Annotated in this window: 12 protein-coding genes, 1 tRNA gene and 4 pseudogenes; 7 read left to right on the plus strand and 10 right to left on the minus strand. The window is 41.3% G+C overall.

Annotation, left to right across the window (positions count from 1 at the left end):
* Positions 1 to 205: IS3 family transposase (locus Q3W56_RS18935; protein ID WP_302896500.1), on the plus strand; the 205-nt coding region annotated here is incomplete at its 5' end.
* A gap of 58 nt (positions 206 to 263) precedes the next feature.
* On the opposite strand, the pseudogene Q3W56_RS18940 reads toward Q3W56_RS18935, so the two are convergent.
* The 3 pseudogenes from Q3W56_RS18940 to Q3W56_RS18950 form a co-directional block, all read right to left on the minus strand.
* Positions 264 to 785: pseudogene (locus Q3W56_RS18940) on the minus strand (PGRP and LysM peptidoglycan-binding domain-containing protein); the annotation flags it as partial.
* Positions 785 to 1,030: pseudogene (locus tag Q3W56_RS18945) on the minus strand (helix-turn-helix domain-containing protein); the annotation flags it as partial. The pseudogenes Q3W56_RS18945 and Q3W56_RS18940, both read right to left, overlap by 1 nt.
* Positions 1,031 to 1,172: 142 nt before the next feature.
* Positions 1,173 to 1,381: pseudogene (locus tag Q3W56_RS18950) on the minus strand (phage antirepressor KilAC domain-containing protein); the annotation flags it as partial.
* Here Q3W56_RS18950 and Q3W56_RS18955 point away from each other — a divergent pair.
* From Q3W56_RS18955 to Q3W56_RS18975, 5 genes and pseudogenes are all read left to right on the plus strand, one after another.
* Positions 1,377 to 1,684: pseudogene (locus tag Q3W56_RS18955) on the plus strand (helix-turn-helix domain-containing protein); the annotation flags it as partial. The pseudogenes Q3W56_RS18950 and Q3W56_RS18955 overlap by 5 nt on opposite strands.
* Before the next feature lie 329 nt (positions 1,685 to 2,013).
* Entirely contained in the window at positions 2,014 to 2,535 is a 522-nt protein-coding gene (locus tag Q3W56_RS18960) for a hypothetical protein (RefSeq protein WP_302896501.1), read from the plus strand.
* A gap of 12 nt (positions 2,536 to 2,547) precedes the next feature.
* Positions 2,548 to 2,895: a DUF4064 domain-containing protein gene (locus Q3W56_RS18965; protein WP_163226422.1), complete on the plus strand. Its 348-nt coding sequence runs from the start codon at positions 2,548 to 2,550 to the stop codon at positions 2,893 to 2,895.
* Between the two features lie 72 nt (positions 2,896 to 2,967).
* Positions 2,968 to 3,417, plus strand: a complete 450-nt coding sequence (locus Q3W56_RS18970; protein WP_302896502.1) for an ImmA/IrrE family metallo-endopeptidase — start codon at positions 2,968 to 2,970, stop codon at positions 3,415 to 3,417.
* A 71-nt stretch (positions 3,418 to 3,488) separates the two neighbouring features.
* Complete coding sequence (locus Q3W56_RS18975; RefSeq protein WP_302896503.1) at positions 3,489 to 4,715, plus strand: tyrosine-type recombinase/integrase; 1,227 nt, start codon at positions 3,489 to 3,491, stop codon at positions 4,713 to 4,715.
* 112 nt (positions 4,716 to 4,827) lie between these two features.
* On the opposite strand, the gene Q3W56_RS18980 is transcribed toward Q3W56_RS18975, so the two are convergent.
* The 3 genes from Q3W56_RS18980 to Q3W56_RS18990 form a co-directional block, all read right to left on the minus strand.
* Positions 4,828 to 4,900, minus strand: a tRNA-Ala gene (locus Q3W56_RS18980).
* 105 nt (positions 4,901 to 5,005) lie between these two features.
* Complete coding sequence (locus tag Q3W56_RS18985) at positions 5,006 to 5,836, minus strand: undecaprenyl-diphosphate phosphatase (protein WP_302896504.1); 831 nt, start codon at positions 5,834 to 5,836, stop codon at positions 5,006 to 5,008.
* A 92-nt stretch (positions 5,837 to 5,928) separates the two neighbouring features.
* Complete coding sequence (locus tag Q3W56_RS18990; RefSeq protein WP_302896505.1) at positions 5,929 to 7,095, minus strand: AI-2E family transporter; 1,167 nt, start codon at positions 7,093 to 7,095, stop codon at positions 5,929 to 5,931.
* Between the two features lie 176 nt (positions 7,096 to 7,271).
* Between Q3W56_RS18990 and iolU the strand changes: the two genes are divergently transcribed.
* On the plus strand, positions 7,272 to 8,258 hold the full coding sequence (gene iolU / locus Q3W56_RS18995; protein WP_302896506.1) for a scyllo-inositol 2-dehydrogenase: 987 nt from the start codon (positions 7,272 to 7,274) through the stop codon (positions 8,256 to 8,258).
* 41 nt (positions 8,259 to 8,299) lie between these two features.
* Here the strand turns inward: iolU and rhaA are convergent, their stop codons facing one another.
* Genes rhaA through rhaR form a run of 4 tightly spaced genes read right to left on the minus strand, consistent with a single transcriptional unit; the run spans position 8,300 to position 12,170 of the window.
* Positions 8,300 to 9,574 carry an L-rhamnose isomerase gene (gene rhaA, locus Q3W56_RS19000; RefSeq protein ID WP_302896507.1) on the minus strand — a complete coding sequence of 425 codons (1,275 nt, stop codon included), beginning with the start codon at positions 9,572 to 9,574 and terminating at the stop codon, positions 8,300 to 8,302.
* 25 nt (positions 9,575 to 9,599) lie between these two features.
* Positions 9,600 to 9,914, minus strand: coding sequence for an L-rhamnose mutarotase (gene rhaM / locus Q3W56_RS19005; RefSeq protein WP_302896508.1), 315 nt, complete (start codon positions 9,912 to 9,914; stop codon positions 9,600 to 9,602).
* 14 nt (positions 9,915 to 9,928) lie between these two features.
* Complete coding sequence (gene rhaB / locus Q3W56_RS19010) at positions 9,929 to 11,389, minus strand: rhamnulokinase (RefSeq protein WP_302896509.1); 1,461 nt, start codon at positions 11,387 to 11,389, stop codon at positions 9,929 to 9,931.
* A 4-nt stretch (positions 11,390 to 11,393) separates the two neighbouring features.
* Complete coding sequence (rhaR, locus tag Q3W56_RS19015) at positions 11,394 to 12,170, minus strand: rhamnose catabolism operon transcriptional regulator RhaR (RefSeq protein WP_302896510.1); 777 nt, start codon at positions 12,168 to 12,170, stop codon at positions 11,394 to 11,396.
* Between the last annotated feature and the right edge of the window lie 49 nt (positions 12,171 to 12,219).

Genomic DNA, 12,219 nt, shown 5'->3' on the forward strand with positions numbered 1-12,219 from the left:
AGGGACGCCCGCTGATAATGCCTCCATCGAATCGTTTCATTCCTCACTAAAGTCTGAAACGTTCTATCTTAACAGCATTGATCGAACCACGACCACCATCGTAGAACGCACTGTCACAGAATACATTTATTATTATAACAATATTCGTATTCAAACGAAACTAAACAACCAATCACCGATAAACTATCGACAATTGGCTGTTTAAAAGGTGTTTTGATCCCTGTCTCAAAAACGGGGGTCAGTCCCAAGAGGCAGGGCCTTTTTCATTTCAATTTCTCTTCAATTTTCGCTTTTGTCTTAGGTCCATAAACGCCATCATCAGTCAGACCACTTACTGACTGGAATCGTTTGACTGCATTTGCTGTTTTCGGCCCATAAACGCCATCAATGCCGTTATTTTTCGCCCCTTTATCCGGATAAAAATAAAGAGCAGCAAGAGCATTTTGAACTTGTCTGACATTTGTTCCTTTCGTCATCGGACTTGTCCTTTAATAATTCCGGAAGGAAGCGGGCATGATGTCTTTTTGCCGCTTGTTTTAGCGCTGCTGGATGAACTGGATCCTTTTAGTTTCAACTTTTGTCCAACTGTAATTTTATTCGGATCTTTAATGTTATTCCAGCTCTGAAGATTTGAAACACTCACCCCATGCTCTTTTGCAATGGCGGAAAGAGTATCACCTTTTTTGACTGTGTAAGTTGTAATCCTGAAGAGCTTCCGGAAGAACTAGAAGCCTTTCCACCCAGCGCCTTCAGTTCTTTTTCAATGGCGCCTTGACGTCATCCCAGCTGTCGGATGTAGCTTAAACAAGTAATGTACGAGATCAATGTGTTCGTAGGCTTCGCAGGCTTCAAACCACTTAATGCACAACTCAGGTGTTAGTCTGCTAAAACCGTTTTCAACATCTGAGACATAACGCTGATCTTTTCCACCGATTAGAATTCCGATTTGATATTGTGCAAGACCTGCTGACTTGCGGGCTTTGCGCATGATCTGCGGCAAATTCCGCAAATTGTATGGGTTGTTCTCCATATGTTTGCCTCCTGATATATAAGTTATTTATTGGTAAAATTTAATTAATGAAGGGATGGGGTTGTCCCATTGCCGCTATGCCAATCTCCGCAAGGTTGTGGAGATTAGCGCCTCACTCCTCAAAGTTGTGGAGTGAAGGCGATTAAGCCGATTGAGATGACATTAATTTATTTAGAAATAAATCTGACCTTTACCGGTTACCTTTGGTGTGCGTGTGGTCCTGATAGAACCGTCAAGATTACTTACAGTTCTTTTCTTGATTTCAAACAGTCCCATATCCATACTGCGTTGAGTTGGGAGATTAAATGACTCACCTTTTTTGCGAATCAGATACCCATTGTCGCGCACAAAGAAAACTACAATCTCAAACTATGAGACTGGATACAGCACTCCTTCTAATGAAATGCTTAGTGATTTAGCAGACGCTTTACAAACTACAGCATATTATTTACTTGGAAGAACGGATAATGATTCAATGACCGTTAACACTCCGGTTTCTCCAGACCTCATTAATGATCCGGATCTGCAAATGCCTTTAAAGAAGCAGCGGACTTTTCTGAGGAAGCTCGTAGACAAACTATTGATTTTATCAACTACCTAAAAGAGAAAGAAAAAGCAAAAGGACGTAAATTTCCAAATTCGCCTGATGAGTAAACAGAAGCAAAAAATAATTACATAACAAACACATTAATCTTTATTTATTATTATTGTTTTGTTTAGTTTAATTAATGCTGAACACTTCGCCTTAAAATTTGAGGTAAACTATTCAGTTGAAAGGATTTCAACCTCAAAAATTGAGGTGATCTTTGAGGTTATATTCTCTTTCAACCGCAAATTTTGAGGTGATCCGTTAAGTGAATTCACCATCTTACCCCCGTTAATTTTATAAATATATTAACATTTTTGGAAAAATACTCTTGATATTTTGCTGAATTTGGTCAATTATTAATAGGTATTCTAATTTATGAACTGGGGGAATTAAGTTGAAAAAGCGGTTCTTATTATTCATGTCTTTTGGACTAGCATTAGCATTGGCAGCATGTAGCTCTACGGATGATGTCTCTACAGGGAGCAGTGATTCAAAAGACAAAAAAACTGAAGAGACTAAAGACGATGGCTCTAAAAAAGTCGATGCGAGCAAACAATCTGCTGAAGCTCTGGGAATGAAAGTTAACTTGGGCGATGTAAAGATCATGAAAGACAAGATAAACGTTGGAATAAACATTGAAAATACTACTGATAAGGTTCTAAATTTTTATCCAGACCAAGGAAATGCAGTTATCGGTAGCATGCAATTATCTGCAAATATGTTCTTAACTGATGGAGAAGTTGGCGGAGAAGTTCAAGGTGGCGTTAAACAAGAAGGAGTTCTTGAGTTTTCAGCTCCTGATGGAAAAGAAATTGATGTTGATAGCGTTAAAGAAATCAAATTGAACTTCGGTGATGTTACAACTGATGACTTCATGAATAACAAAGCAGTATCAATCACAGTACCAGTTAAGTAAGGAGATTTTGAAATGAAAAGAACAACTGAATTTGTTTTAGGTCTGATTGGTGGAATTTTTGGTTTTATTGGAGCCTTTTTGGCGTTAATCGTTGGTGGTCTTGACGCCTCTTTTAACTCATCTGGCACAAGTGATATTATCGGTTTAGGTTGGGGCGCTATCTTTCTCTCCATCCTTGGTATTGTTGCTTCTGTAATTGTTAGAAAGAAAGCAAAATTAGGCGGAATTTTACTCATCATTTCCGGTGTCGGTGGCCTGATTTGTATTTCTTTATTCTACTTACTGCCTGCTGTACTTCTTATTATCCCTGGTATCATGGGACTCGTTAGAAAAGACAAATCACAGACAACAGCAGCGTAACGAAGAGCCCTTCAAAGGGCTTTTCTTTCACACTAAAAACAGAACATATATTCCCGTATGACGGTGTTTATTATGGCAATCCAGTTATCACATCTAGAAGAAGAAGTGAAAAAGATTTATACAAAATTAAATATGCTTACTCCTGAGGACATAGATATGGAGCGCATTGCAGCTGCTTTTAAGATATGGATACACTACGAAAAAACCAATAGTAGCATGTTTTGTATAAATGGTCTTTACAGCATGGTTTTGGATATTCGGGCTTCTCCACAAGAGCAATGGCAAGATTTCGTTCACGAACTCGCCCACGTGCTGAAGCATGCCGGAAACCAATTTAATATGAATAGAATGTTTAGAGAGCTTCAAGAATATCAAGCCAATAGTTTCATGTATCACTTTTGTGTACCAACATTCATGCTCGAAAAGATTTCGTTGCCGCGCATGCAATCAGAGGCTATAAAGTTAATTGGGGATACATTTAACGTCACATACCCTTTCGCAGCTAAACGGCTTGAAATGTAAAAAAAACAGTTTTCTATTCTCTGGCATCAAAAGCTCTATCAACTAAATTAATAGAACAAGGAGGTAGTCACATGGCTAGTATTGAAAGACGCAGTGAAAAATCTTTTAGATTAATAGTCGAAAATGGTTATGACGCAAACGGTAAAAGAGATAGAAAAAAGAAATTGATTCGTATCGAAGATCCCAAAATATTAAAGTCTAAACGGAAACTACAGGAGTATCTCGAAGATCAGCTGCACCGTTTCAGAATTGAAGTAGAGGCCGCCGAGTATATTGCTCCTGAAAAAGCAACTTTCGAATCATTTGCGGAGAAATGGGTTGAAAAGAAACTCTTTAATAAAAGTGGAAAACCTTACTCTTATAAAGCATCCGAGAAACACTCAGGTCACTTACACAACCACATCCTCCCTGCATTTGGGCATAAACAAATAGACAAAATAAAAACACTTCACGTTGTTGATTTTATAGATGATTTATCTAAAGATGGGGCTCGAAAAGATGGGAAACCTGGTGGGCTCGATGATAGAACAATTCTTGATGTATTTCAAACGCTACAGGCAATGTTCAAGACAGCTAAAGAAGAATGGAAACTCATTAAAGACAACCCTATGGAGGGGTTGAGTCAGCCACATGTGGAACCAAAAGAAATGCAGTATTTTCAGACTGGTGAAGCTGAAGAATGTATTCGAGTTTTATATGAGATTGATATTAAATGGCGTTTGTACTTTTTGGGTGCAATGATTGGCGGTTTGCGGCGTGGCGAAGGACTTGCCTTTCAATGGCACTTGGATGTGGATTGGGACAGAGGCGGCTTCTATGTAAATCGCTCAATTTCTAAAACAGTCAACGGGCAGCCGCTTGTAAAAGCACCTAAATCTCGCAGTTCCAAACGTTTTGTTAAAATGCCAGATTTCTATATGGAGGATTTAGCAAAGTATTATCGCATGTGGAAGAAAGAAAAACTTATGCTCGGTGATGCCTGGGAAGGTGGAGACAATCAATACATTTTTCACAGTGGCACAGGAAAGCCCTATTACTACACCACCCCAACTGCAAAATGGGCTAAAATAAAAAAGAAGTATGGACTGAAAGATACTAGGCTGCATGATCTGCGGCATACGATGGTGGCTCTCCTTATAGAAGCCGGCGAAAATATGAGTGCAATTCAAAAACGTGCCGGTCACGCCAGCAGACGAATAACATCTGATATTTATGGCCACGTTACCGAAAAACTTGAAAATGAGACAGCTCAATATTTTGATCAATTTAACCCTAATTTGAAGGTGAAAAGCAACTAAATGACCCCAAAATAAAATTTTCGTCCCCAATTTGTCCCCAATTGCTTTTTTGGGTAATTGGCTCTGTTCCTAACAAACAAAAAAACCCTCATAAAATAAGGGTTTAAAGGTATGGAGCCAAGGGGGCTCGAACCCCTGACCTCTACGCTGCCAGCGTAGCGCTCTCCCAGCTGAGCTATGGCCCCGTATGTAACGTCAAATTTATTATAGATGATTTTTTTTTGAAAAACAAGCTGTTTCCTCTTAAATTGACAGAAAAAATAAGGCTCCGGAAAGAGCCTTATTTTAACTTACATCATGATTAAAAGTAAAATCACACCGAGGATGATTCGATAGATTGCAAATGGGACAAGTTTGATTTTGTTAATCAGTTTTAGGAAGAAACGGACGACAAACAGCGCGACAACAAAGGCAAAGATAAAGCCGACGATGAAAAACGGCATCAGGTCTGAGCTCAGGCTGTCCCAATGCTTCACAAGGCTTAGAAAGCTTGCTCCCATCATAATCGGCATTGCCATTATAAACGTAAAGTCAGCTGCTGCGCGATGATTCAAACCAAGAATAACGCCTCCGGAAATGGTTGAACCGGAACGCGAGAAACCAGGCCAAAGGGCAAGACATTGGAATAAGCCAACCCCTATCGCCTGCTTATAGGAAATGCGGTCGAGGGTGTCTGTCGCTGCTTTTCGTTTATTTACCCAATCAGCAAATAGCATCAGGACTGCCCCGGCGATTAAACCGATGGCCACAGTTTTAACGGAAAATAAATATTCATCAATGTAATCCTCAAACAAAAAGCCTAGAACGGCTGCAGGCACAAGCCCGACGGCAATTTGGGCAATGCTTAATTTATGTCCCTGCTTTTGGTCGCTTGTAATATTCTTTTTCAAGCCAAGCAAATTCAAAATCCGATCTTTAAACACGAATACGATTGCTAAAATGGAGCCTAGCTGAATAACCACTTTGAATGAGTTCGCAGCTTCTTCTGACATTAAATTGCTTGATTTAAGCCAGATATCGTCTACTATGATCATATGTCCTGTCGAAGAAACCGGCGCGTACTCTGTTAATCCTTCTACGATTCCTAAAATGGCAGCTACAAACAATTCCCATAGAGTCATGATTTTGATTCTCCCCATTAGACATTTATTTTTTTACACAACGGGAGCTTTCCATAAATGGAAAGCCCGTCTTATATAACTATAAACGAAAATCACACTTTATGACCTGACGTATTTTCTTTTTTTTCTTCGTCGTATAAATGTGACCGCATTTTAAACCAGTCAAATAAATGTGTCGTAATGACTTTGGCAACTGCATAGCCCGGAATTGCTAGAATGATTCCAACAACACCAAACAGCTTGCCGGCTGTTAACAGCAGAAAAATAATCGTAATTGGGTGGATATGAAGGTTTTTTCCCATAATTTGCGGCGAGATCAGCTTCCCTTCAATTAGCTGAACTATCGTCCAAACGATCACCAGCTTGAGCAGCATGAGCGGTGATGTCACTAAGGCGATGATAATCGCTGGCGTAATGGCAATCGTCGGTCCTAAATACGGAACGATGCTTGTACAAGCCGCAACGACGGCAAGCAATGAAGCATAATCCAGCCCGATAATCAAATAACCGATAAACAGCAAAAAGCCGATACAGAAGCTGACAATGATCTGGCCTCTAATATAAGAGCTTAACCGATGATTCATTTCGCTTAAGACTGTGTATGTCTGATCTTTCAATCGAGTCGGCACAAACTTTATTATGTAGACCGGCAATTTCTTTCCATCTTTTAATAAATAGAAAAGAATAAACGGAACCGTGATGATCGAAATGATAATCTCAGTCAGAGCCCCGATAAAATTCCCAACGCCGGTAAATGTGCTGTTCACAATCGTCGCTGCCTGATCTGAAACCTTTGTTGCAAGATCAGATATATTGATGTTCATTGTTTGCTGGGCCTGATTGACGAAGTTACTGCCAATCAGCTGTTTCGTCTGATCTTCTACGACATCCACATATCTCGGGATGTTGTCAATCAAACTTATAATTTGTTCTTTTAAAAAAGGAATGATGGACACGATCGTGATTGTGATCAGCCCGATGATCAATAGATATAACAGCAGAATAGAATAGATTCTTCTAATTCTTCTTCTCTCAAGAAAATCGACGACTGGGTTTAACAGGTAAAAAACAATGCCTGTTAAAATAATCGGCAGTGAAATCGTTTTGAGAAGAACAATAATCGGGGTGAAAATAAATGATGTTTTTGTAAAAACGAGAATATTTAAACCAATCAGCAGCAGCACAAGCAAAAATAAAACAAACTTATTGTCCAAGAAGAATCGCTTGAATCTGCCGCTCCATGTTTGCAACATTTCCACTATCGTTCCTCCGTCATATATAGTTTAATTAAATTGTACACTATCGTTCCTATAATGAAAAATAATAACCGTTAATCTCTGGAAAAACTTTCTTTAAACATGTGATTAGATCTATCATGTGCTTTTCTCATTTTTAAGCTATAATTTAGCTATATCATGCAAAAGGAGCGATAAGAGTGATACGTTTTGCAATAATAGGAACCAATTGGATTACAGACCGCTTTCTTGAGTCAGCAGCAGAAATAACAGATTTTCAGCTGACTGCTGTTTATTCTAGATCGGCTGAACGCGCTGCCGAGTTTGCTGCTAAACATAACGCTGAGCATACCTTCTCAGACCTTCAGGAAATGGCGGCAAGCGATTGCTTTGATGCCGTATACATAGCCAGTCCAAATGCCTTTCACAAGGAACAAGCCGTTCTCTTTATGAACCATGGCAAGCATGTGCTTTGCGAAAAGCCGTTTGCCTCAAATACAAAAGAAACGGAAGAGATGATTTCAGCGGCTAAGGCAAACGGCGTTGTCCTCATGGAAGCGATGAAGACCACTTTCCTGCCGAATTTTAAAGAGCTGAAAAACCACATACATAAAATCGGCAATGTTCGCAGATTTACCGCGAGCTACTGCCAGTATTCCTCACGATATGACGCGTTTAGAAACGGTACCGTCTTGAATGCGTTTCAGCCTGAGCTTTCCAATGGGTCATTAATGGATATCGGAGTCTATTGTATTTATCCTGCTGTCGTGCTGTTCGGTGAACCGCAGGATGTGAAAGCGAACGGATACGCTTTATCTTCCGGAGTGGATGGTGAGGGAACCGTTATTCTGTCTTACGACGGGTTTGAAGCTGTTCTCATGCATTCTAAAATTTCAACTTCCTATGCCCCGGCTGAAATCCAGGGTGAAGACGGAACGATTGTAATCGATACGATTCACCGGCCAGAGCGAGTGGAAATCCGCTATCGCGATGGGCGCCTGGAAAACATTTCGATTCACGATCCTAAACCGGCAATGTTCTATGAAGCGGAAGAATTTGTCACGCTCATAAAAGAGAACAAGCAGGAATCTGAAGAAAATACATTTGAACGATCAATGATCACTGCGAAAATCATGGAAGAAGCAAGAAAGCAAATGGGAATTGTGTACCCTGCTGATCAAGCCTAAAAAAATCCGCCCGCGTGCCAATGCCGCGGCGGATTTTTTTATTAGACAATTGGAGAAGATGCCTTTCTCTTTAAAAGCACCTGTTGTTCATACTCTTTTATATCATGAAGCCATGTCTCTTTTACCGGCACGCCCATTTGCTCACAGTAGAAATCCCAGATGGCCCCGAAAGGATATGTCTTAAATTCCTCCATTAGTGCCAGCCTTTCTGTATAACGGCCCTCTTCCTGCAATTGTTTTAAATAACCGTTCGGGAGAAGCAATGCATACAATAAAGCTTTAATCATATTTCTCGTTCCGATGGTCCAGGCGGCAACACGATTAATGCTGGCATCGAAAAAATCCAGGCCGATGGCGACCTTCTCGAGAGCCAGATTGCGTACAATTTCAAGAGCGATTTCTCTCAATTCATCGTCTAAAACCACAACATGATCGCTATCCCAGCGGACGGGCCGGGACACATGCAAGGCAAGTTTGTCTGTGTAAAGCAGCATCGACGAGATCTTGTTTGATACCGTTTCAGTCGGGTGGTAATGGCCTGTATCAAGCAAACAAAGCTTATGATTCGTTAAAGCGTAAGCGAAATAAAATTCATGAGATCCGACAACATATGATTCGGAACCAAGCCCGAACAGCTTGCTCTCGACTGAATCAAGATTGTGTTGTTCATTGATCTCCATTGCGAATATCCGATCCAGTGATTCTTTTAGTCTTTTACGCGGTGTCAGCCTGTCACTCGGGATATCTTTATAGCCGTCAGGAATCCAAATATTCGTCAAGCAAGGTGTGCCTAATTCTTTCCCGAAGTATTCTCCAATACGGCGGCAAGCGATGCAATGCCTGATCCAAAACTCCCTGATGGTCGGATCGGGGTGTGAAAGGGTGAGTCCGTCAGCAGCTTTCTCATGTGAAAACAAGGTCGGATTAAAATCTAAACCGAGACCGAGTTCTTTTGCCCAGTTCACCCAGTTTTTAAAATGATGCGGCTTCAATTCGTCACGTTCTACCTTTTCCCCGTTTGTTTCTGCGTATATCGCATGCAGGTTTACGCGGTGCTTTCCGGGAATGAGAGAAAGAGCTTTCTCCAAGTCTCTTCTTAATTCTTCAGGGGTTTGCGCTTTTCCGGGATAATTGCCTGTCACGTCAATCCCTCCTGAAAGCTCACCCTTATTTACTTCAAAGCCTTCAATGTCGTCACCCTGCCAGCAGTGGATTGAAATGGGCACTTGCTCTAATTGCCGAAGCGCCTCTTCAACATCGATTCCCCATTTTTCATATGCCTGTTTTGCACTGTCATAATTGGTTTTTATGGTCATGCGGCTCTCTCCCTTTTTCAGTTTTTTAATCCAAATAAAAAACTTCCTTAAGATCTATCGAAGCAGGACTGAAATCTGGATTTGTTTTCATTAATGGCGACATCGATTTCCACCATCTCCGGCAAACTTCTGTGTCCGCCATCTTCCTCCATTTCTCTTCATCCTCGATTTCTAAATAAGCAAAAAGCCGGCCTGTTTCCTCGTCTAAAAAAATGGAATAATGGTGCGCTCCGTGAGCTTTGAGTGCTTCTGCCATTTCAGGCCAAATGTCATCATGCCGCTGTTTGTATTCTTCGTACTTGTCTTGGTGGACAAACATGATACTGGCTTTTCTAATCAAACCTGATCACCTCTTCACCTTTTAGATAGCGCTTTCAAAACAGTTTGCTGAAATGACTGAATGATCGTGCTTCTGTCAATGTCTTTAGGTGTAAACACTTTGATCGGAAAGGAATTTCTGACGGCTTGCCGGGCTTCTTTTATGTCTTTGACTTCTTTGGCAGCAATCATTTGCATCAGCAGATTTCCGATGGCGGTTGCCTCTATGGGCCCTGCGTATACCGCTTTTCCGCTCATGTCTGCTGTTAATTGATTTAAGAAATCGTTTCGGGCTCCGCCGCCGATGATATGAAGCTGCTCAATCGGTTTTTCTGTGATCGTTTCCAGCTCTTTGATGGTTATCGCATAGATGATGGCTAAATTGCTGTAGATGCAACAGGCAAGTTCGCCTGCAGTACGGGGAATCTTTTGGCGGGTTTCTCTGCAATAATGTTCTATTTCCTCTATCATGCTGTCTGGATTCAGGAAACGTTCATCATTTAAGTTGATAAACTGCTGAAGTGGTTCTGTTTTTCGTGCTTCTTCTGCAAGCTGCTGAAAAGAGTAATCTGCTTGCAATTGTTGTTTTACTTCTTGTATCACCCACATGCCGATGATGTTTTTGAGAAAGCGAATGGTGTTGTTTGCGCCGCGTTCATTTGTATAGTTGTTTTTTAAAGCCAGGTCGGTTAATATCGGCATTTTGTTTTCAACCCCGATTAATGACCATGTCCCGCTGCTGATAAACGCCCAGCTATCGTTTACACCTGGGGCCGCGATGACGGCCGAGGCTGTATCATGCGTTGCGACTGTCATTACCTTGCAAGTCGGCAGATCATAATCCGGGAACCAATCATTTCTCAGCATCCCGAGCTCACGCCCCGGTTCAGTCAGCGGCGCAAATTGCTGTTCCTGAACAGACACGGCTTGAAGCAATTCAGGGTCAAACTTTCCGGTTGAGACGTTTAAAAGCTGTGTTGTGGACGCGTTTGTGATTTCTGTTACGGCACTACCGGTTAAGCAATAACCTAAATAATCAGGAACCATCATCACTTTATCTGTCTTTTTCAGCAGCTCACGTTTTTCTTCATACAATTGATAAATCGTGTTAAAAGGCTGGAATTGTATTCCTGTTTTTCGATAGATTGTTTCTTTTGTCAGGCTATGTTCCAATTTGCCTATTGTGTGATCTGTTCTTCGATCCCGGTAGGACATCACTTCCCGCAAACGATTTCCTTTTTCGTCCAGCAAGACATAATCAACTGCCCATGTATCAATGCCGACTGTGCAGTGTTCATGCCCAAGCGCTTTCACCTTTTGCAGCCCTTGCAGGACTTGTTTTAACAAATGATCAATATCCCAGAAGCAATGTCCGTCTTTTTGAATAAAGCCGTTAGCGAATCTGTGAATCTCTTGTATGTCAAGCTTCCCTTCCCTCAGTTCACCTACCATGACCCTCCCGCTTGATGCGCCTATATCAATGGCAGTATAAATCATTCTTTCACCCTCTCTTCGGAAGGGGAACAGCTGTCACTTTCACCTTTTTGTCTTCAAGAGCTTTTACCGATACCGGATCAAGTCCAGCATCAGTAATAAGTCGGCTGATATCTTGCAGCGAGGCGATATGTGAAAACTCGCGGTTCCCCCATTTGCTTGAATCGGCCATCAAAATGGTCTGATCAGACCTTTCAATCATCCGTTTTTTGAGCAGCGCCTGCCACTCATTTGAGTCACTCATCCCGTTGTTTATGTCAAATCCTTTACATGACAGAAAGGTTTTATTGACATGATAGGTCTCAAGCGAACGCTCAGCTAATGGGCCGGCAAATGATAATGATTTTGCCAGCAAAATGCCGCCTGTTGAAATGACTGATATGTTTTCTTTATTGCTGAGTTCAATGGCTGCCTTCATTGAGTTTGTTATGACAGTGAGCTCTATATCAGGGAGTATTTTCGCCATATACCAGGCGGTGGTGCTTGCATCGAGAATAATTCGGTCTCCGCTCTTTACATATTTGGCCGCTTCGTGAGCGATGGCTTTTTTTTCAATGACATTTGTGATTTCCCGTTCAGAAAAATGCACTTCTGATTCCTGCTGCTGAATACTGACCGCTCCCCCGTGGCTCCGGCTCAGTTTATGTTCTTTCTCAAGCTTCTCAAGGTCGCGCCTAATGGTTTCTTCTGTGACAGAAAATATGTCACTTAATTCTGAAACGCGGATACTTGAACGCATATTTACTAATTCCACTATTTTTTGCTGCCGTTCTGCTACTAGCATTGGTAACGCCTTCCTCATATGGTAATCCGTCTTATTTTTTCTATCATAG

This window comes from Bacillus sp. C28GYM-DRY-1 (genome assembly GCF_030519405.1).
Classification (GTDB): Bacteria; Bacillota; Bacilli; order Bacillales; family Bacillaceae; genus Bacillus; species Bacillus spizizenii_A.

Bases quoted from the DNA above. Each gene is read 5' to 3' on its own strand.
- Q3W56_RS18965 (WP_163226422.1), top strand. From the start codon at position 2,548: ATGAAAAGAACAACTGAATTTGTTTTAGGTCTGATTGGTGGAATTTTT.
- Q3W56_RS18970 (WP_302896502.1), top strand. From the start codon at position 2,968: ATGGCAATCCAGTTATCACATCTAGAAGAAGAAGTGAAAAAGATTTAT.
- Q3W56_RS18975 (WP_302896503.1), top strand. From the start codon at position 3,489: ATGGCTAGTATTGAAAGACGCAGTGAAAAATCTTTTAGATTAATAGTC.
- Q3W56_RS18985 (WP_302896504.1), bottom strand. From the start codon at position 5,836: ATGACTCTATGGGAATTGTTTGTAGCTGCCATTTTAGGAATCGTAGAA.
- rhaA (WP_302896507.1), bottom strand. From the start codon at position 9,574: ATGACCATAAAAACCAATTATGACAGTGCAAAACAGGCATATGAAAAA.
- rhaB (WP_302896509.1), bottom strand. From the start codon at position 11,389: ATGATTTATACTGCCATTGATATAGGCGCATCAAGCGGGAGGGTCATG.
- rhaR (WP_302896510.1), bottom strand. From the start codon at position 12,170: ATGCTAGTAGCAGAACGGCAGCAAAAAATAGTGGAATTAGTAAATATG.